Source organism: Nocardia sp. NPDC050630, from assembly GCF_044457245.1.
Lineage (GTDB): Bacteria > Actinomycetota > Actinomycetes > Mycobacteriales > Mycobacteriaceae > Nocardia.
Map to the genome: position 1 here is coordinate 169,654 of NZ_JBITGN010000011.1, position 18,998 is coordinate 188,651.

Here is an 18,998-nt window from a genome sequence, read left to right on the forward strand (position 1 = left end):
GTGGCCGGATCGCGGCAGTGGACGCCGAAGCCGTCGGCGCCTCGTGATCCTGCCCAGCTCAGGCCTGGTGATCCGCTGCGGCGGCAGATTTGGTCGGCCACAGTGCCATACGGTCGATGAGCCGGTCGCGCAGCACGAGGGTATGAAACACGACTGCACTCATGTGAGCGGTAAAGGTCAAGAAGAGCAGGAACGCGAGAATTGAGTGGCCGATTCGCAGCACGCCGTACAGGGTGATGTTGTGCGGCGCGATACCGGGAAGGTGGAGCGGCCCGAAGAGGATGATCGGGTAGTGGGCCGCCGCGAGCATTGCCCAGCCGATCAGGGGTTGCACAAACAGTAGCGCGTACAGCAGATATTCCGACCACGTCGCGATCTTGCGTTCCCGGCGGCTCATCGTGGCCAGGAATGGCGGCGGCCGATGCGTGAGTCGATTGACCAACCGCACCACTGCGAAAACGAGGATCGTGATGCCGAGCGGTCGGTGGATGGCCAGCAGCAGGGGGTAGTAGCTCAGCGACGCCACCATGGTGACGCCGAGGAGCAGTTGGGCGATGACCATTGCCGCCATCGACCAGTGCAACAGTCTCGAAAGAAGGGTGAAGCGGCCGGGGTTATCGCTCATCGCGCACCTGGGCGACGTTGACCTCGCTCGGCCGCTTGGGCTCAGCGGCGCGGCGGGTGAATGAGCGGGCGTAGACGGCAGAGCGCGCGCTCAGCAGCGGATCGTCGGATACTGCGATGCCGTCGGGTAACACGGTCGGGTCGAAGTTGATGTCGCGTGCGTTTCCTGCGGCCTCGGTCTGGACGGCGTTGATCGTGATGGTGCCGGCGTCGATCGTGGGCCGTGAATCCGGCCACCGCTTGGTGGCATCGTTGGTGGGGTCCTCGGGGTCGCCGATGGTCAGGATCAGCCGCCAGCTCAGCGGACCGCGCGCCACCGCGTCGATCAGGGCGTCGAACAGGTAGTCGTTCCGTGCCGACGGCGGGGCACCGGTGGGCTGACCGTTTTGTAACGGGACTGCCACCCAGCGGACGGGAGCGGTGGCGCCCGTGTCGTTGGTGAAATGAAACGCGTTGAGCCCGTGAAAGGTGCTGTTGGCGAACCCCGAACTGGGCGGGGACTGGTTGATGATCTTCATGGCGGCGGAGGACTCGGGGTGGCGGTCCAAAAACGCGGCCATCAGCTGCGGGTCGGGCTTGCCGGTCTCTAGCACCGGCTTGGTGGCGAGCAGTCGTTCGTAGAATCCCTGCGGTGTGCTGTCGACGAAGACCGGGATGTTGACCATCGCGGTGCGCCACTGTTGGCCACCGGGCGGTAAGAACAGCAGTGCCAGGCCGCGAACTGTGTCCGGTTTGTCGGGCTGATCGGGCAGCCCGCCGGAAAGCGAAAACCGGCCGATCACCGGAACCGTCCCGGCTTTGAACACGGTCGCCTTGCACACCGCGGTAGCGGCACCGTTGCTTTGGAAGGTGCCGCTGGCGCTGAGGCCCTTGGCATGGTTGCGCCGGAAACCGTCGTGACGCCCGTACGCATGTTCGAACCGGTCGACGAACCGTCCAGGTGTCAGCGCGTCGGGCCGCAGCCAGCCGCCCGCGAAGGCAAACGCACCAACGTCCACCGCGGCGACACCGGCCACCGTCGTCATCCCCATCAGCGCGCTTCGCCGGGTGAGCGTGACCCGGTTCAGCCATCGATCCGGTGCGGGATCGGCACCGTGGTCGGGCTGGGTGTCCGACTCGTCCCGATGGCCGGAATCATTGCTGCCTTGCACTCGCCACCTTGCCTTTCCGCCGCCTGCGCTACTGGTCTCGATGCCGGATCCGGAGCGGTTCACCTATCGCGGGCGATCGCCTGGACTCCTTGCCTGCGATGCGCCTCAGGTCGATGCGGCTGTGATCAGTACTTGGCCGCGTGGACACCTTTGTGTGCGTGAACGTCGTGTTCGACTCGGTCCCCCAGGCTGGTATCGACGTTGCGCAGGTATTCGAAGACACGCTTCAGGACCGGCTCGGTCACGTCGGCCAGCAGGTGGCTCACGATGTTGTCGACGAGGCGATCGCGTGCTGCAGCATCCCTCACGGTGCGGACGAGGGTTCCCGCTTGGCCCCAATCCTCGTCTTCGCGGTGTCGTTCATAGGCGGTACGCACGATGTCGCCGTCGGTGTACCAACTGGCGGGTGGGTAGTGCTCGCTGTCGGCACTGAGGTCACCGGTGACCTCGAACCGGCCGAACGCGCCGCTGCCCTTTGCGTGCGGTTGCCGCTCGGTGATCCGCTCCCGGTTGAACTGAGCCATCTGCTCGATCAGATAGGCATCCTGCAGCAGAATCGGGCCTCCGGGATCGACAGTCAGCGAAAGCTCGTCGCTTTCAACCGGAATACCCGAATCTGTTGTCAGTTTCGACTGTGAGGTATTCATCTCCCGACCTCCGATGTGTGTGGAAATCCGGGGCAGTGACCTAGCGCGGCGAACCTGTAGCTCACAAATCGACATACCGTCGCGACATCACACCGCGCAACATATAAATCGCCGATCATCGTCAGTGCTTCGAGCGCCGAAAACGCCGCTACACCCGCACTGCTCTGCGGAAAAAAATCCTACTCTTCCGCCAATCAGACCGAGGGCCTGTCAGTGAGATCACCGCTGTAGCGGGTCGAGGGTGGCTGGCGGCCATCGGGCGTCGCCGACTGGAAGCGACACCGTCCGGTGTCGATGCGTGATCGGGCCTGGCCGATCGAAACACTTTCCGCCGCTACACAAGCCGCCGCCGCGTTGACCGCTACCGCACCCCCGGAACCAGCCGCCGAACAACCACCGGCACCAAGCGGAACCAGTACGTATCCCGTCTGAGAGATCGCGATGCCCCTGCGGGCGTTGGTCGATCGGCCCAACTTTTATGGCGCCTGGCGCGAGGCGTGTCGCCGATATCGAGGCAGTGCGCCGAGCCGCGGGTATCGATAGCTGGGGGTGCTGGGCCACTCTTGGGGGTCGGCCTGGCAGTGCGCTACCTGTTGGACTCCGAGGAGGTCGCCGCGTTTGTCTCGCCAGGGATCAATCTGCAGCCGGACTTCAGTTCCCGTACCGGATCCGTGGAAGTTCCGACGCCGGCGGTGTGATATCGAAACTTGCTGAATTGGCGGTTCAATGCACCTGCACGCCCGCATCCGAGGCGACCGAGTCTGACCGTGCATACGTGTTCAAACCAAAAGCACAATAGTGCAGGCGAGTTCGTGACATGCCGATGTTCGAAGTCCGCCGCAAACAGAGCCGAACCCCCACGTCAGCAGTACAGACGAGTTCGAACATTCACAAGCGGCACAGGGTGTCTCGCGAACGTTCGTTACCGGACGCTGCCATCAGTTTCCGGTGTGCATGATCGTCTGTGCGCGAGCCCTCAGCCGAACCAGACGACCAGTCGAACGTTGTCATCCCCGTGCTCGGCAGCGAGGTCCCGCATCGCCGTCCAGAGTCGGGCCCAGCGCCCCTCGTCCGGAGGAGCGAGCATCCTCGCAGTCAGGACCACCGGCCGGTACACCGCGCCGTCCAGACACACCTCACCACCCGGCGGCCACTCCGACGGTGTGCCGGGATGATCATCGCCGAAGGTGTCGTACGCCGCGTCGAGTACATCGCCCCAAGCCGCCTCTACAATGCCGTGCAGGACAAGTTCGCCGTCCTCACCTGGCCGCCACTCGCCTGCATAGTAAAAGGCAGGCCCGTCGGCAAGCGGTGCGTCCCAGTCGACTGCAGCGACCTCAGCCCACGTGGCGTACGTGTGGCTGTGCTGGTAGTCGCTGTCGGGGTCAATGCTCATCTCCCGCACCGGATCCGAGACGTCGTTCGGCAACCCTCTGTCGGCGAAGAGCGTACGCACACCCTCCATCCCGCGGACGTCGAAGAGGCAGCCCCACGCTCTGTAGTCCCGCCCGAGCTGTAAGTCGAGCAGGCCGACCTCTATCTTCCACGACCCGTCGGCCGAGCGGCTCTCGATGACCCCGTCAATGTCTGTTCCCATCAGGACAATGCTCTCAGCACGCCGACGAGGGGGATAGGCGCCTGCAGAAGCGCACTCATCTGGTCCGGCACATCGACCGCGGTCCACGCGGTCGAATCGACTTGGGCGTTCGTGCCGGCCACCCGCAATACCCTCATCTTCGGCGCAACCTAACAGCACAAAAACACCGCCACCGAACGCTGCGAGTCACACACTCGGTGCTGGGGATGGCGAATCCGAGCAGCAGCAGCGCCCGGTCTCGGAGGACACCGTTTCCTCTGGCCGGGTGAGGATCGCGCGGGCTTGGCGGATCTACTCGGCGGTCATGGTCGGCGGGCGGCCCAGCCGCCAGGCCAGCCCCGCCGAAGCGGTGTCGATAAAACGTGTCGAAATGTATGGAGCTGCGACGGTGGCATCCCGCCCGAACGAACGTCTTTCTATGCCGCCTATCGCACGGTCGGCCGTTGAGATGTTGATGTCGGCAGACTTCGATCTCCCACAAGTGGATGAGCCCGGTGGCCGGGAGCGACGAGCCTCACAAGAGATCCGGGGCGCGGATGTCCGATGGCGCGTTCGACGATGTGCACTGATGATAGCCATCTACAATAAGTGCTGGCCGAAAAACGTTGCGGGACCTATCTCGTGGAGGCGTTATGAGCACAGCTCTGATCATCGTCGACGTACAGAACGACTTCTGCGAGGGCGGTTCGGTGCCCGTCACGGGCGGAGCCGCGCTGGCCGAACGGATCAGCCAATATCTACACGCCAGCGACTACACCGCGATCACCGCCACCCGCGACTACCACATCGACCCCGGTGCACACTTCTCCGACAACCCAAACTTCGTCGACACGTGGCCGCCGCACTGCCGGATCGACACCCCCGGCGCCGACTTCCACCCGAACCTCGACACCGCGCCCATCGACGAGGTCTTCTTCAAAGGCGCCTACGCCGCCGCTTACTCCGGATTCCAGGGCGCCACCAAGGACGGCACGGCCCTCGCGGACTGGTTGCGCACCAAGGGAATCGACACCGTCGACGTCTGCGGCATCGCCACCGACCACTGCGTTCGCGCCACCGCCCTCGATGCCCGCACCGCCGGGTTCGACACCCGAGTACTCGTGAACCTGTCCGCAGGCGTTTCCCCCGCCAGCATCGACCGGGCACTGGACGAACTCCAGGCCGCGGGCGTGGAAATCGTCGCAAACACCGACAGTTGACCGACCGCTCATCGGGCCGTCCCATAGCCGCCCCTGGTCTGGAGGATGGTCGTAGCGGGTGTCGAGAGGCGCGACGCTTCGGCGGCGTCCCGCCCAGGTGACGTCCAGTAGCCGCCCACCGCGCGTTTTGGTGGCCGCTGGGGAGACATCGATGAAGGTCAAAGGTTCCTAATTCACTGGTGAAGGTCATGTATTCGAGGAATGCGCTATTCCCGGCGAAGTCGTACTGGTGTGCCCCGGCGTCGGCCACCGGCTGGCCCATATGTCGCCAAGCGGACGTTGAGGGATGGCCGGGTCAGTGAAAGTCGTGTCGGCGTGTCAGCGACGGAAGCGTGCGACGAACGCGCGGTGATACCGAGACCGCGCACGCAGAAGGGCCGCCGTGTCGGGATCGGTGTACCGCGGCTTGGCGCCGGGACAGGGCGCTAAACCACAGAGATCTCTCACATGTCATGGGAGCGAGGCCTGACCCGGCCCAGTAGCGTCCAGGGCGAACGAAGGAGATCGAACATGACTGGTGGGCGCAACGGATTGCTGCTGCTCGGTGGTGCGGCGTCGGTCGGGGCGGGCGCGTTGCACCTGTTCGCCGCGGGACTGCATACCGAGCACGCCACCCTCGCCCGGCTGATGGTCGTGCTCGCGGCAGCACAATGCGCGGCCGGGTTGCTGGCGTCGGTGAGCACGCGAAAGGCCATGCCGGTCACAGTGATCGGGGTGAACCTCGTGGCGGTGGCGATCTGGGGGTACACCCGGTTCGCGGGGCTGCCGTGGCCCGACGGCCTCGACACGGCGCAGGCGCCGCAGTTCCTCGACAGCACGTGCGCGGCGCTGGGGCTGCTCGCGATCGCCGGTGCAGCCCTCACCCTGGCGCGCCCGAGGGCGACACTGCCCACGGCACCGACCGCGACCGCCGCCGGTCTGGCCGGCGCCCTGGCCGTCGCGGCGATGCTCGGCGGCGCCGGACACGTACACAGCCACGACGTCGGCGACCACACCCATGCCGCAGGCGGCGACCCCACCGACCACGGGACCGGCACCGCATGGCCGCGGCCGTGGGATCCGGCGACCCCGGTCGATGTGTCCGGCGTGCCGGGCGTGACCGCCGCGCAGGAGCAGCGCGCGACCGCCCTGATTCGCAGCACCCTCGACCAGCTGCCCGCGTTCGCCGACGTCAGTTCCCTCGGCGCACTGGGCTTTCGCTCCATCGGCGACTCGGCCACCGGTTACGAGCATTACATCAACACCGGCTACATCCGCGACGACCGATTCCTCGACGCCACCCACCCTGAGTCACTGGTTTATCGGGTCGACGGCGCCGATCGGACCCTGGTCTCGGCGATGTACATCGTCAAGGGCAAGAAGATCGACGACACCGATCTGGTGGACTACGGCGGGCCACTGATGCAGTGGCACGTCCACGACAACCTCTGCTGGAAGACCGGCGCCGACGGTCCTCAGGTCGCCGGTGTTACCGACGCCCAGGGCACCTGCCCGCCCAACTCGATCAACCCCGGCGCGGGCAATCCGATGGTCCATGTCTGGATCACCGCCAACCAGTGCGGACCGTTCGCGGCCCTGGAAGGCCACGGCGCAGGGCAGGCAGCCACCACCGTGAACGGCCGCCGCACCGACACCTGCTCCCACGATCACACCGGCGGGCACCGCTGAGCGGCCCCCGCGCCCTGGCGTGACATTGTCCGAGATGCTGGAGTCGAGCATCGGTTCGCCGCCGCGGCCGTTGCTCGCGGTCGTCTTCGGTGCTCGATCAAACAGCGGCTCTGTCCGATTCGGTCGGCAAGCTGTTCAGCAGGGTGCGCACCATGGTTGGTACCTGGACGTCGAGTTCTGTGGGTATCGGCCGATCGGCTGTGAGGTATCGCCGCACCGCGGCGTAGGGCAGGTCGACAACTGTGAGAACGATCGTTGCCGTGGACAATCCGGTTTCGGTGCGTAACGCGTGGACGAGTTCGCGAATGGCCGCATCCCACCGGGCTGTTTCGCTGGCGCGCTCCTCACGCGCGGTCGCGGGCCAGCTCTGGGGAGCGAAGTGGTGGACACCCGCGAGCAGAACCTGCGCATCGAGCGGGCTGCTCCGGCACCACCGCACGATGTGGCCTGTGATCGCGGCGGCGGCCTCGACCGGATCGTCCACGTCGAACAGGACGTAGGCGTCCCGATGCAGGTGCCCGACGGCCCTGTTCCACAGGGCAGCCAGCAATGAGGGCCGGTCGGCGAAGCGATGGTAGACCGACCCGCTCGGTGCACCGGATTCCCGGATCACACCGGACATCGTGACGCCAGCCGGACCCTGCGCAGCCAGCAGCCGGGCAGCAGCGTCGAGGATCGCCGCGGTGTCGTGTACGAATCTCACCACGCTGTAGAGATTACTCTCCAGACATCCTTGTAGAGTGAAGTCTCTACAACGATGAGAGGCCGACCATGACCATCACCACCGAAGACGTCTACCGACTTGCTCCGTTCGTCCGCACCCTCGGAGTGGAATTCACTGAACTCACCCCCGCCGCAGTCGCGGCCGGCCTGACCCACACCGTGGAGCTGTCGACAACAGGGGGTGGCCTGCACGGCGGTGCCCTGATGGGGTTGGCCGATGCGGCTGCTGCGGTCTGCGCGGTGCTCAATTCCGCCCCCGGGGCGCTGCCCGCGACGGCCGATTCGACGACGCACTTCCTGCGTCCGGTCCGCGGAGCGGCGCATGCGGTCGCCGAGCCGATGCGCATCAGCCGCAATGCGGTCGTGGTGGGCGTGCGAATCACCGACGAATCCGGCGAGCTGTGCGTCCATGTGATCCAGACAGTGCAGATACACGTTCCGCGCGTAGCCGCCTGAGGTCGAAAGATCAGCGATCCGAGCCAAGCCACGGCGCAGTAGCACTAGCAGGGCGTGGATCGCGGCTACCGTGGGCGACCTGCGCCAGCGATGCGCCGATCGCTAGATCGATGAAATCGGTAGGTCACGCCCTGGTTTCACCTGCCGAACGCCTACCGGCCTGATCCGAATCGCTGGCCCTTCGACCGTCAGAGGCCGGGTTGTGAAGCGTTAGGCCCACAAAAATGCCAGGTCAGACTGTCGTGCGGCTTCACATGTAGAAGACGTAACGGCCTTGCGGACGATCCTTGGGGCTGAGGTGTCGCAGGATCTGGCCGACGCGGTCTGCGGTGCGCAGGGTGATGGGTTGTCTGCCGTCGAGTTGGGTCTGGTTCCAGTTCATTTTGGTCAGCGCGAGCAGTTCCTCGGCAAGGTGTTCTGGGCTGGACTCGGTATCGATCATGCGGAACGGCCCCGCAGGTTGATGTGATGCCTGACGAAAGGCGAGAGGCGGGCCACATCCTCGTCACGGACGTCGAAGCCGTCCGCGCGCAGCTGCTTCACCGCAGCGTCCATGTACCGCGTTGAACTCAGGTCTGCGGTGCGGCATGGGTCCGGCGCAGGCCGAGGTGGCTCACAGCCCGCATCTGCCGGCGGTAAGTGCGGTGATTGCACACTCGGCGGCATGCCGTGCCGCGAGTGCGGAGGGCAAGGGCGCACAGCTGTGGGAGGCACGGTCGACCGGTCCGCTGGTGATCTGCCACTGCCAGAGGGCACGTGCGGCGGGCGGTGACAGGGGGTCCCAGACAAGTGCCGCAGCCGGGGGAGCGTTCTGCGCCGTCTGGACCAGCACGTCGTACATGACCCCGTCGCCCACTGCGGTGGTGACATACCTCCCGCCGTTGTCGTGAACGGTCCAGTCCATGGCTGTCGGGGTCGACTCCGACACTTCAAGGAGGGCGTCGGCGAGGTCGGCCAGAATCCGGTACAGCGCGGCGCGTACCGCCTCGGTGTGGTCTCGGCCCCACTGGCACGGAGACCGTTCGGCGACCTCCTCCGCGAGGGTGTGCGCGGCGAGTTCGTCCAGCAGGGCTCCGGCGCCGGGATCTCCTCCCGCCAGGACCGCAGCAGCCCCCCAGGAGAGATCGTCCCGGGTCACGGCCGAGAAGCGTGCCAGTTCCCACAGGTCGGCCGGTCCCAGGTCGTCGACCGTGCGCCGGATGCAGAGGGCGGCCGTGTCCGAGGGGGCCGGGATCTCGGCGTTCAAGAGGCCCGCGCGCACGTCCGTGGCCGCGCACACATCGCCCGGCTCGAGCATGCCCGGCGGCACCGAACCCACTGTCTGGAGGACCTGCTCGTGGATGCGGCGTACGGGATGAGGCCCGCGGGGAGGTGCCGGTCGTCCGATCAGTGCGCACAGGGCCTCGAGCAGGTACGCCGGCGGAACCCTCAGACTGGTGCACGCTCCTGCCAGATGACCGGCCATCCTGATCAGTCGCCCAACACTGCCAGGGCGTCGATCTCCACGAGCAGTCCCGGCGGGAGCTGCATGTAGACGGTGGTGCGGGCGGGGAAGGGCTCGCCGACGGCTGCCGCGTACGCCTCGTTCATATCGGCCAGGTGGGCGGGGTCGGTGAGGTACACGCGCAGCATGACGACGTCCTCCAGGCCCGCCCCGCCCGCCTCGAGTACGGCGTTCACGTTGCGCAGGACCTGTGCGGTCTGCTCGGCGACGGTGGTACCGACGACCTCGCCGGTGTCCGGGTCGAAGGGGAGCTGTCCGGCGACCTGCAGGATGGGGCCCTTGCGGATGCCCTGGGACAGCGGGGCGGGCAGAGAGGGTGCGTTGTCTGTAGTGATGACGGTTCTGGTCATGGTGTTCCTTGAAGCGGTGGTGGTCCTTGGAGGGGATGCGCAGGCGAGACCGGTACGGGCGTCAGCTCCAGACCTGTCGTTCCTGGCTGCGGGGGTCGTCGATCTGGGTCCACTCGACGTCGATGTGCATCGTGGCCCTGCGCTCGGTGTCGTAGGGGTCCCAGCCGGGGTCGCCGGTGGTGGCGAACCGGATCCAGGTCTCGTGCATGCGGTCCGCGAGATCCGCCGGGGGCTTGTCGGGGCCGAGCAGGGCGGCGGGGCCGTTCAGCTCGGGCCGGTCCGCGAGGTCGAAGACGAAGGGCAGCTCGACGGCGTGGGTGGCGCCGAGCTCTCCGTCCAGGGCCTGGGAGCGCCAGGCGAACTCGTACGCGTAGGTGGCGGACTTCGGGTGGGCGGCATGGGCGCCGACCAGAGCGCGGCTGCCCGCGCCGAACAGCGCGTCGGCCATGATGGCGGAGCGCAGCTCCGCGAAGGACGCCTCGGGGCGGGACTTGCGGTAGGTCTCGACGAGCTGCACCGGATTCGGGTGCGAGCGGGCCGCCGCCTCGTCGACGTCGGCGGCGGTCGAGGTGGCGTACTTGCCCACCGGGACCAGGTAGAGGTTTCCCTCTTCGGTGTTGGTGCCGACGAGCAGGTCGACGTCGGAGCTGTGTCCGGTGGCGACGGCTTCGGCGGGCTGGGTGTCCAGGACCAGGCTGAAGGGGCTGAGCCCGATCAGCGGGTCATGGTGGGTGGCGGTCTGCAAATCGATGCCCGCGAGCTTGGAAGCGGCCTCCACCAGACGCTCGTCGGAGATCCCCGCGAAGGCGTCCACGTGTGGCTCGACGCCCAGGACGTCGGCGGCCGCGGAGGTGACGCGGGCGGCCTGCTCGGTGCTGAACGCCCCCAGGCCGCTGCCACTCTGCACGATCGCCCTGTGGAACAGGCCCGCGGCCTGTGGGGCGGCCAGGACGCCGCCGACGACGGTGGCCCCTGCAGACTGGCCGAAGAGCGTGACGTTGTCCGGGTCACCGCCGAAGCCGGCGATGTTTTCCCGCACCCAGCGCAGCGCGGCGACGACGTCGAGCAGGCCGCGGTTGGCGGGCGCGCCGGGCAGATCGAGGAACCCGGCGATGCCGAGCCGGTAGTTGAGGGTGACGAGGACCACGCCGTCGCGGGCAAAGGCGGACCCGTCGTACATCGCGGACCGTGTCGAACCGGCGACGAATCCGCCGCCGTGCACGAACACCATGACCGGCAGGTCGCTCTGCGCGACGGCGGGCGTCCAGACGTTGACGGTGAGGTAGTCCTCGCCCCGGCTCCAGCCGGTGCCGAAGTAGGGGGTCATGTCGATGCTGCCGAGCTTGCGCTCGGACTGCGGCGGGTTGGGGCCGGGCACGGTGGCGTCCCGTACGCCGTCCCACGGCTCGTGCGGCTCGGGCGGCGCGAAGCGGCCGGCGCCCAGGGGCGGGGCGGCGTAGGGGATGTTCAGGAAGGCGGCGGTGCCGTCGTCCTGGCGCAGACCGCGGACGGCTCCCTGCGTGGTGGTCACGACGGGTTCGGCGTGGTGGTTCATCTCTGGTGCCTTTCCGCGGGCTTCAGCCCTGCTCGGTGTACGGGGTGAAGGGCGCCCAGCCCTTGACGGCGAAGGTGCTTCCCTCGCGTACGACTTCGGTGGCGCCATGCCCGCCCAGGTGTGCCGGGATCACGAGCGCGTTGTTGTCGGCCGCCCAGCCCAGCACCTTGCGGCGGGTGGCGCGGGCTTCGGCGGGGTTCTCGCAGAAGCAGCTGTTGGCGTCCGGCTCCAGTATCTGCACCGGGCTGTGCAGCATGTCGCCGACGAACACCGCACGGTCCGTGCCGGAGGTGAGAGTCAGCACGGAGGAACCGGGGGTGTGCCCGGGAGCACTGTCCAGGCGCAGGTTCGCGTCGATCTGGAGGCTGTTTTCCCACAGCTGTGTCAGGCTGGCCTGGTGCACCGGGGCGACGCTGTCCTCGAAGACGTTCTGGTTGCCGCGGCCGAGCAGCGGCTGGTGTCCGTTCTCTGGGTTCCAGAAGTCGAAGTCGTCCTTCGGCATCAGGTAGGTGGCGTTGGGGAAGGTTGGCACCCACTGCCGCCCGTCCAGGTAGGTGTTCCAGCCGACGTGGTCGATGTGGAGATGCGTGTTGATCACGATGTCCACGTCCTCCGGCTGGACACCGGCCCGCGCGAGGTTGGCCAGGAAGTCCGTTTCGAGGTGGCTCCAGACCGGGGCGTAGGGACGCTCCTTGTGGTTGCCCACGCCGGTGTCGACCAGGATCGTCTTGCCCTCGCTGCGCAGCAGCCAAGTCTGGATCGCCGAATTCACGATGTTGGTCTCGGAATCCAGGAAATGCGGGGCTAGCCAGTCGGTACCGGTCTCCCAGACTTCCTTCGAGCTTTCCGGGAAGAAGGTGTCGGGCGTCATTTCGACGGAACCGAAATACTCCCATACCCGTGTGATGGTGACGTTGCCGAGCGTGATTTGTTCCATGGGGCGTCCTTGGCAGTGTGGAGGTTTTCCTGGAACCGTACGAGCGGCCTCGGCGCGCGCGGTATCCGTAACGTGACTGCACCTGCGCGCATGGCCTGGGCACTGGGCCCGGCCGCTTGTAGCCTGGGCGGGCCAGGGCAAGGCGATTCCGATCGAAAGCCGCAATTCCGGGAGACTCCGTGGACGAGGACACAGGCGACCGCGGTGCGGTCATGGGACCGGAGCCGGATCCGGGGGAGCTGCTCGTCGGCCGGGACGCGGAATTGGCACGCCTCTTTCGTGCGGTGGACTCGGTGTCGGCCGACCCGGTGCTGATGCTGGTCGGTGACATGGGCACGGGGAAGAGCGCGCTGCTGGAGCACGCGGTGCACCGGGCTGAAGCCGGCGGCGCTCGCGTACTGCGGGCCGAGGGGAGCGAGTCGGAGTCGAGCCTGGCGTTCTCCGCACTGCATCAGTTGCTGCGGCCGGTGCCGGCCGAGGTGGACGCACTGCCAGGGAGGCAGCGCGCGGCGCTGCAGGACGCCTTCGGCGAGGGGTCGGCCACGCCGGGACCCGATCTCATGCTGGTCGGGGTCGCCGTCCTGAGCCTGTTGTCAGGCCTGGGCGACCACCATCCCGTGCTCGTGGTGCTGGACGATGCGCAGTGGTTCGATCGTGCTTCCCTGGATGCGCTGTCCTTCGTTGCCAGACGGTTGGAAGGTGAACCGGTCACCATGCTGATCGGTGCCCGTGGCGGCGATCACCTTCCGGGATTCGACCGTCATGTGCCGATGCTCACCCTGGGATCGCTCGACAAAGCTGCGGCCAATCAGCTGCTGGACCTGCAGCCGAAGAGCCCCACCGGGCACACCAGGTCGCGGATCCTCGACCAGGCAGGCGGCAACCCGCTGGCGCTGTTGGAACTGACGAGGACAGCCTCGGCACAGGACACGGCTGCGGGGCTGCCGTCTGCAGGTCCGCTTCCGCTCACCGATCACCTGGAGCGGATCTTCGCCGCTCGCCTGAACAGTCTCCCCGCCTCCACCATGCGGACTCCGCTGCTCCTGGCCGCCATGGACAGCGCCGACTCCGCGATCGCCGTCTCGGCGGGGCTCCCGCGCGCCGAGGACGCGGCCTGGCTGCCAGCCGAACAGGCCGGGCTGGTCCGGCGGACCGGCCGGGACGTCCGCTTCCGCCACCCACTGGTTCGGTCCGCCGTGTATCACGCCGCGTCGTTGAGCGCCCAGCGCGAGGCTCACCTCGCGCTCGCCGAGATGCTGCGGGACGAACCGGACCGGCGTGCCTGGCATCTTGCCGCCGCCTGCCCGCACCCGGACGCGGCCGCGTCGGCGGAGCTGGAGCGGACCGCCGGCCGGGCCCGCCGCCGCGGCGGCCATGCGGCGGCGGCCCAGGCCCTGCAGCGCGCCGCGGAACTCGCACCGCAACGCGAGGACAGTGCCCGGCTGCTGGTCGAAGCCGCCGCGGCGGCCGTGTTCACCGGAGACATCGCCTGGGTGGAGGAACTGGTCGCCGCAGCACGCGCGCGCACGGATGACGCAACCCTGCTGGCCTCCGCCGCCGTGCAGGCCGGACGGCTGGCGGTCCTGACCGTGCGCCACACCGTGGTCTTCTCCCGACTGGCCGACGACGCCGAGCAGTTGGCGGCCTCCCAGCCCGACGCCGGGCTGGACCTCGTGGCCGGCGCCGCCGTGGTCCGCTTCTACTCCGGAGAGGACACCCAGCGCCACCGCATCCAGGACGTCCTGCGGCGCCTTCCCGAGAACGCCTCACACGCAGGTTTGCGCACCTGGGTGAGGGCTGTGTCGGACCCCTTCGACGACCGGGCCCAACTCGTCGGCCTGCTCCCGCAGTTGGCCGCCGAGGCGGAAGCCCGGCCGGAGCGGCTCACCGCCGTCGGGATCATGGCGTGGCTCCTGGACGAGACCCCCCAGGCCGTCCGCGCCTTCGACGAGGCCTTCGACCGCTGGGAGTTGCAGGGAGCGCTGCCCGAGGGTCTGGGCGGCGCGGTGGCCTGGGCCTACCTGGAGCGAGGAAGGTGGGAACAGGCCCGTGAGGCCTGCGCCCGCACCACCGCAGTCGGCCGGGCGGCCGGCCTCGACCACGCCGTGGCCTGTGCGGCCACCGTGGATGCCACCGTGCTGGCCTTCCAGGGCGATGCGTCCTCGGCCCGTGCCCGGGCCGAGGACGCGCTCGTCCTGATCGATCCGCTGGAAAGCCGCTCGGTCTCCGTTTATGCCCGTCGTGCGCTCGGTGCCGCGGCAGCCGCAGAAGGCGCCTACGAGACCGCGTACGGCCAACTCCGCATGGTCTTCACGGTAGACGGCGCGCCCGTGCACTACCACGCCTCCTACCCGGCCCTCGCGGATCTGGCCGCCGCCGCTGTGCGCTGCGGCCGCCATGAGGAGGCTGTCGCGATCGTCGAGCGCTCGGCATCTGCGCTGGCGGACAACGCTTCACCTCGTCTGCGTGCGCTGATCAGCCGAGCCCGTGGCCTGCTGGCGGACCCCGACGACGCCGAACCGCACTTCCGGGCGGCTCTGGCGGATCCGGTACTGGGGTACTGGCCCTTCGAACGCGCACAGACCCTGCTCGACCTCGCCGAGTGGCTGCGGCGCCGTCGGCGCATCGCAGAGGCGCGTGGGCCGCTCACCGAGGCCCTCGAGACCTTTCGGCGCCTGGGCGCACGCCCGTGGATCGAGCGCGCCCGGGCCGAATCGCGCGCCGCCGGCCTCGACGTCACAGATGCGGCCCCCGACGCGCTCGCCGAACTCTCCCCGCAACAGCAGCAGATTATCCGGCTCGCCGCCCGCGGGCTGACCAACCGAGAGATCGGCGAAAAGCTCTTCCTCTCCCCGCGCACGGTGAGCTCGCACCTCTACCGCAGCTTCCCCAAGCTGGGCATCACCGCCCGATCCCAGCTGCGCGACCTCATCGAGGGCACCCTCGCGACGGCCGGCCACCAGGAATAAGGGCACCCTTGGCCGTGGAAGCAGTCACCTGACGCATACCGCCCGCCATCCCGCCGGACCAGACTGGCCACACGAGCGAGGAAGCAGTAACCGGCCAGGCGACCCCTTCGCCCCGGTACCTCGAGGTCCCCACTTGTCCCCCAAGGCCTTGCGAAAACGCGGGCCCCAAGCCAGTGATCCCGGGCTGCACACGGCCCCGCTCGTCGCGGCGGACGGAGTCGCCGACCACGACGAAGGAACGGAAATCCACGGTGGCTGCGAAAACAGCGTCGCTACGGGACCGGGTTGCCGCAGCCGACCCGGGGCTACTGCGTCTGACCGCCGGGCTGCGTGCCGTCCTCGGCCTCACTCTCACCCTGGCCGCGCTGACGGTACGGGATCAGCCCTCGGTCGTACTTCTGGCCGGCGGCTTCACAGCGGTGGTCACCTCGTTGGCGAGCAGCGACCTGCACCCCCGCAACCAGTTCCTCACTCTGCTCGCCGGGGCTCCCGTGACCCTAGCCGCCTTGACGGCCGGGGGCCTGCTGGCGCCTTTCCCCTTCGCGTCCCACCTGGCCTTCCTACTGCTGATCTTCACCGCGGTATATGCGCGCCGCTTCGGACGACGGGGCCTGGACCTCGGGATCTTCGCCTTCATGGCCTACTTCCTGTCCCAGTTCGCCAGGATTCAGCCCCACCAACTCCCGCAATTGACGGGGGCGTTGGCCGTCGCCTTCGCGGCAGCCGCAGTCACTCGCTTCTGTCTGGTGCCCACGACGTCCTACGGAATCGTGAGGCGCCTGAGGGCGGCATTCAACAGACGGCTTCGTGATGCACAGCAGGCCTCGTCAGATCTACTCGCAGACGGCGGAGCTGGCGTCCGCAGAGTCGAACGACGTCTCGACCGGCTGCACACCTCCGCGGTGCTGCTTCAGGAATTCCTGTACGAGGCTCCCGTCGGGCTGCTCCGAGACACGGCGGCGGAGCTGGAGCGGACGGCACATGCGGACGCGACCGCACAACGCCTCGGCGTACTCGCGATCCGCGCAGCGGAGGATTCGACCGGGTCCTCCGCCAGCACGATGAGGGAGGCGGAGACGGCGGACTCGACCGACCGGACAGAGCGCGACCGTGTGGCGCTGCGTCCATGGGCAGCACAGCCTTCAGGCCCGTGGCGGCATACGACGCGGCAGGCGTTCCAGGTGACCGCCGCGGCCGCGCTCGCCGTACTCGGCGGACATCTTCTCTCCCCACACCTGTGGTACTGGGCCGTGGCCACGGCATGGGTCGTCTTCATCAATGCCGAGCACACCGGGGACGTCCTGCTGCAGAGCGGCCGGCGGCTGATCGGCACCGTCGCCGGGGTGCCGTTCGGATACGGCCTCGCCGCCCTGGCCGACAGGCACACCACCTTGGCCCTGGCATTTCTCCTCGCCTGCGTCTTCGGGATGTTCTACACCCCCTCCGGCAGCTACTGGGCGGTGACCTTCTTCATCACCGGCTCGCTCAGCATGGTGCTCGCAGTCCTGCATACGCTCTCCCCGCAGCTGCTCGCACTTCGCGTCCAGGAGACCGTTCTGGGGGCCGGGTGCGGGATTCTGGCAGCCGCGCTGGTCGTACCCATAGCTGTCCGCACGGTCGCCGAAATGCGTCTGAGGGAGCTACTTTTCCTTCTCGACCACCTCGTGCGCTGCGGGCCGCAGGCCAGCGTCCCGAAGCCCGCACTCGATGCACGTGATCTTGATCAAGCGCTGGAGGCCTTCCGCACGGCTTGCCGTCCCCTGGTGCATCCACTCAATCCCCGCCGCGCCGAGCGCGCCCGGGTCCGCCGTGTTCTCGAACGCGTGGAAGCCACCTCCTTCCACGCGCGAAGCCTCGCCACCGAGACGGGACGCGCACGAGACGCAGCAGCGTGGCCCGCGTCTCAGCACTCGTCAACAGCTCGGCAGGACCGAACGAACCAAGCCATCTTGCCCCCGCAGCCCTGTACTCCCTGCCCATACACCGCCCGACCTGACAGCTGATAGCAGCCACAACCCGTGCGCGTAGCCCTACCTGTCCGGGCATCGCGTACGGGTCCCCCTGCGCCGCCGCTCAGGATTTTGCGAACCCGTGCGCTTCCGACCGGGCGGCTCAGAAAATCCGCCGCCTGGAGCAGGGCCCGCTCAACGAATGAGCTGCGACGAAATCGGTCAACTGGTGGATGCTCGGTGGAATCCTGGCGATCCTGCGGGCTGCCGATCCCGGCGACAAGCCGGAGGTATACCGAGAACTAAGCCGCGCTTTCGAGGTCAGCCGCGGGGCGACCGTTCTGCGGGTGTCAGGCGGTGATGTGGACGGCGGTCGGCCATGCCTTGGGCGGTCGCATGGACGGCCAGATCGGGCCTGATCGACGGAGGCATCCGGCCGATCAGCTCGAGAAAGAACGATCGTCGTCGTAGTCACCAAAGGGGCCGCGCCCGGTCAGTGCACGCGGCGAATCGCGCCCTCTGACCGGAGGTCCGCGATGGTGGGGTAGCCGTCGATGGCCATGAGCAGGTCGGCCTCGGCGAGGATCGACCTGATGTGGTGAACCACGCCGTCCTCGCCACCCAAGGCGAGGGCGTAGGCGTAGGACCGGCCGACGCCGACGGCGGTCGCTCCGAGTGCCAGGGCCTTGACGACGTCGGTGCCGCTGCGCACTCCGGAGTCGAACAGCACCGGTGTGCCGTCGGCCGCGGCTACGACATCCGGCAGGGTGTCCAGTGCGGGCAGTCCGCCATTGGCTTGTCGCCCACCGTGATTGGAGCAGTAGATGCCATCGGCCCCGAGATCGATCGCCTTGCGGACATCCTGGGGATGACTGAGACCCTTGAGGACGATCGGCAGGCTGGTCGCCTCCCGGATCCAGCGCAGATCCTCCCACGACAGTGAATAGCCGAACTGGCTCGCCCACTCCGCGGCGGCAGCTGAGATGTCGTCTTCGGGCTTGCCGGTCAGCCGCCGGAGGAAGTTGTCGTCGGTGAAGTAGTTGGCGAGACAGTATCCGCGCAGCTGCGGAAAGTTCGCGCTGTTCAAATCCCGTGGCCGCCAGCCGGTGACCCAGGTGTCGAGCGTGACGACGAGTGCCTTGTATCCGGCAGCCTCGGCGCGGTGGATCAGGCTGAGCGCGAGGTCGCGATCCTTCGGCGTGTACAGCTGGAAGAAGCCAGGGGTGTCGCCCAGCGCGGGGCCCAACAGCTCCATCGGATCGGTGGACAGCGTGGACTGCACCACCGGCACACCGGTGCGGGAGGCGGCGCGGGCCACGTGCAGATCGCCGTGGAAATCCTGGGCGCAGATGCCGATGACGCCGATGGGAACGGTGAACAATGGTGTGGGAAGGCGCATTCCGAACAGGTCGACCGACAGGTCGCGCTCATACTTGCCGTTGAACATGCGAGGGATGAGCCCCCACTTCTCGAAGGCCGCGATGTTGGCCCGTTGGGTGTGTTCGGTACCGCAGCCACCCGCGACGTACGACAGAATCCACTCCGGCAGCATCTCGGCGGCTCGGTGTTCGAGGGTGTGAAAGTCCACCGGATAGCGCGGGAGGTGTCCCTTCGTCCCGGCACGGTAGATCTCGAGCTGAAAGTCACCGTATTGCTGTGTCATGTGCTG

17 protein-coding genes and 1 pseudogene are annotated in these 18,998 nt (G+C 67.7%); 5 read left to right on the forward strand and 13 right to left on the reverse strand.

Annotated features, from left to right (window positions below; translation table 11 throughout):
• Positions 1 to 58: 58 nt before the first annotated feature.
• The 5 genes and pseudogenes from ACIBG0_RS26315 to ACIBG0_RS26335 all read right to left on the reverse strand — a co-directional run bounded on the left by ACIBG0_RS26315 (position 59) and on the right by ACIBG0_RS26335 (position 4,019).
• Positions 59 to 625 carry a cytochrome b gene (locus ACIBG0_RS26315; RefSeq protein WP_397035709.1) on the reverse strand — a complete coding sequence of 189 codons (567 nt, stop codon included), beginning with the start codon at positions 623 to 625 and terminating at the stop codon, positions 59 to 61.
• Positions 615 to 1,655 carry a catalase family peroxidase gene (locus tag ACIBG0_RS26320; RefSeq protein ID WP_397035865.1) on the reverse strand — a complete coding sequence of 347 codons (1,041 nt, stop codon included), beginning with the start codon at positions 1,653 to 1,655 and terminating at the stop codon, positions 615 to 617. Before ACIBG0_RS26320 ends, ACIBG0_RS26315 begins: the two co-directional genes overlap by 11 nt.
• A gap of 245 nt (positions 1,656 to 1,900) precedes the next feature.
• Entirely contained in the window at positions 1,901 to 2,152 is a 252-nt protein-coding gene (locus tag ACIBG0_RS26325; protein ID WP_397035867.1) for a catalase-related domain-containing protein, read from the reverse strand.
• 48 nt (positions 2,153 to 2,200) lie between these two features.
• Positions 2,201 to 2,422: pseudogene (locus ACIBG0_RS26330) on the reverse strand (catalase); the annotation flags it as partial.
• 976 nt (positions 2,423 to 3,398) lie between these two features.
• Positions 3,399 to 4,019 (reverse strand): hypothetical protein, encoded by a 621-nt coding sequence (locus tag ACIBG0_RS26335; RefSeq protein ID WP_397035711.1) that lies wholly within the window; start codon positions 4,017 to 4,019, stop codon positions 3,399 to 3,401.
• Between the two features lie 632 nt (positions 4,020 to 4,651).
• Between ACIBG0_RS26335 and ACIBG0_RS26340 the strand changes: the two genes are divergently transcribed.
• Positions 4,652 to 5,218 carry a nicotinamidase gene (locus tag ACIBG0_RS26340; RefSeq protein ID WP_397035712.1) on the forward strand — a complete coding sequence of 189 codons (567 nt, stop codon included), beginning with the start codon at positions 4,652 to 4,654 and terminating at the stop codon, positions 5,216 to 5,218.
• Between the two features lie 510 nt (positions 5,219 to 5,728).
• Complete coding sequence (locus ACIBG0_RS26345; protein ID WP_397035714.1) at positions 5,729 to 6,886, forward strand: hypothetical protein; 1,158 nt, start codon at positions 5,729 to 5,731, stop codon at positions 6,884 to 6,886.
• Between the two features lie 97 nt (positions 6,887 to 6,983).
• Here the strand turns inward: ACIBG0_RS26345 and ACIBG0_RS26350 are convergent, their stop codons facing one another.
• Positions 6,984 to 7,592, reverse strand: coding sequence for a TetR/AcrR family transcriptional regulator (locus ACIBG0_RS26350; protein WP_397035715.1), 609 nt, complete (start codon positions 7,590 to 7,592; stop codon positions 6,984 to 6,986).
• Between the two features lie 65 nt (positions 7,593 to 7,657).
• Here ACIBG0_RS26350 and ACIBG0_RS26355 point away from each other — a divergent pair, with 65 nt between their 5' ends.
• On the forward strand, positions 7,658 to 8,065 hold the full coding sequence (locus ACIBG0_RS26355; RefSeq protein ID WP_397035717.1) for a PaaI family thioesterase: 408 nt from the start codon (positions 7,658 to 7,660) through the stop codon (positions 8,063 to 8,065).
• A 250-nt stretch (positions 8,066 to 8,315) separates the two neighbouring features.
• On the opposite strand, the gene ACIBG0_RS26360 is transcribed toward ACIBG0_RS26355, so the two are convergent.
• The 6 genes from ACIBG0_RS26360 to ACIBG0_RS26385 form a co-directional block, all read right to left on the reverse strand.
• A complete protein-coding gene (locus ACIBG0_RS26360; RefSeq protein ID WP_397035719.1) occupies positions 8,316 to 8,507 on the reverse strand; it encodes a hypothetical protein in 192 nt (63 codons plus the stop codon).
• Positions 8,504 to 8,620 (reverse strand): Tn3 family transposase, encoded by a 117-nt coding sequence (locus ACIBG0_RS26365; RefSeq protein ID WP_397035720.1) that lies wholly within the window; start codon positions 8,618 to 8,620, stop codon positions 8,504 to 8,506. The genes ACIBG0_RS26360 and ACIBG0_RS26365 overlap by 4 nt, the downstream gene beginning before the upstream one ends.
• 58 nt (positions 8,621 to 8,678) lie before the next feature.
• A complete protein-coding gene (locus ACIBG0_RS26370) occupies positions 8,679 to 9,374 on the reverse strand; it encodes a hypothetical protein (RefSeq protein WP_397035722.1) in 696 nt (231 codons plus the stop codon).
• Between the two features lie 161 nt (positions 9,375 to 9,535).
• Positions 9,536 to 9,919 (reverse strand): RidA family protein, encoded by a 384-nt coding sequence (locus tag ACIBG0_RS26375; RefSeq protein WP_397035724.1) that lies wholly within the window; start codon positions 9,917 to 9,919, stop codon positions 9,536 to 9,538.
• Between the two features lie 61 nt (positions 9,920 to 9,980).
• On the reverse strand, positions 9,981 to 11,474 hold the full coding sequence (locus ACIBG0_RS26380; RefSeq protein WP_397035726.1) for a carboxylesterase/lipase family protein: 1,494 nt from the start codon (positions 11,472 to 11,474) through the stop codon (positions 9,981 to 9,983).
• Between the two features lie 22 nt (positions 11,475 to 11,496).
• The gene (locus ACIBG0_RS26385; RefSeq protein ID WP_397035728.1) at positions 11,497 to 12,411 is read right to left on the reverse strand and encodes an MBL fold metallo-hydrolase; all 915 of its coding nucleotides are present in this window, start codon (positions 12,409 to 12,411) and stop codon (positions 11,497 to 11,499) included.
• A gap of 179 nt (positions 12,412 to 12,590) precedes the next feature.
• On the opposite strand from ACIBG0_RS26385, the gene ACIBG0_RS26390 reads away from it, so the two are divergent.
• The gene (locus tag ACIBG0_RS26390; RefSeq protein ID WP_397035730.1) at positions 12,591 to 15,380 is read left to right on the forward strand and encodes an AAA family ATPase; all 2,790 of its coding nucleotides are present in this window, start codon (positions 12,591 to 12,593) and stop codon (positions 15,378 to 15,380) included.
• Between the two features lie 251 nt (positions 15,381 to 15,631).
• Complete coding sequence (locus tag ACIBG0_RS26395; RefSeq protein WP_397035731.1) at positions 15,632 to 17,383, forward strand: FUSC family protein; 1,752 nt, start codon at positions 15,632 to 15,634, stop codon at positions 17,381 to 17,383.
• Positions 17,384 to 17,822: 439 nt separating this feature from the next.
• On the opposite strand, the gene ACIBG0_RS26400 is transcribed toward ACIBG0_RS26395, so the two are convergent.
• Positions 17,823 to 18,992, reverse strand: a complete 1,170-nt coding sequence (locus tag ACIBG0_RS26400) for an alpha-hydroxy-acid oxidizing protein (RefSeq protein WP_397035732.1) — start codon at positions 18,990 to 18,992, stop codon at positions 17,823 to 17,825.
• Between the last annotated feature and the right edge of the window lie 6 nt (positions 18,993 to 18,998).

Coding starts and splice junctions, on each gene's coding strand:
- ACIBG0_RS26315 (WP_397035709.1), bottom strand. CDS start 625: ATGAGCGATAACCCCGGCCGCTTCACCCTTCTTTCGAGACTGTTGCAC.
- ACIBG0_RS26320 (WP_397035865.1), bottom strand. CDS start 1,655: ATGGGGATGACGACGGTGGCCGGTGTCGCCGCGGTGGACGTTGGTGCG.
- ACIBG0_RS26335 (WP_397035711.1), bottom strand. CDS start 4,019: ATGGGAACAGACATTGACGGGGTCATCGAGAGCCGCTCGGCCGACGGG.
- ACIBG0_RS26340 (WP_397035712.1), top strand. CDS start 4,652: ATGAGCACAGCTCTGATCATCGTCGACGTACAGAACGACTTCTGCGAG.
- ACIBG0_RS26345 (WP_397035714.1), top strand. CDS start 5,729: ATGACTGGTGGGCGCAACGGATTGCTGCTGCTCGGTGGTGCGGCGTCG.
- ACIBG0_RS26355 (WP_397035717.1), top strand. CDS start 7,658: ATGACCATCACCACCGAAGACGTCTACCGACTTGCTCCGTTCGTCCGC.
- ACIBG0_RS26360 (WP_397035719.1), bottom strand. CDS start 8,507: ATGATCGATACCGAGTCCAGCCCAGAACACCTTGCCGAGGAACTGCTC.
- ACIBG0_RS26365 (WP_397035720.1), bottom strand. CDS start 8,620: ATGGACGCTGCGGTGAAGCAGCTGCGCGCGGACGGCTTCGACGTCCGT.
- ACIBG0_RS26375 (WP_397035724.1), bottom strand. CDS start 9,919: ATGACCAGAACCGTCATCACTACAGACAACGCACCCTCTCTGCCCGCC.
- ACIBG0_RS26380 (WP_397035726.1), bottom strand. CDS start 11,474: ATGAACCACCACGCCGAACCCGTCGTGACCACCACGCAGGGAGCCGTC.
- ACIBG0_RS26385 (WP_397035728.1), bottom strand. CDS start 12,411: ATGGAACAAATCACGCTCGGCAACGTCACCATCACACGGGTATGGGAG.
- ACIBG0_RS26400 (WP_397035732.1), bottom strand. CDS start 18,992: ATGACACAGCAATACGGTGACTTTCAGCTCGAGATCTACCGTGCCGGG.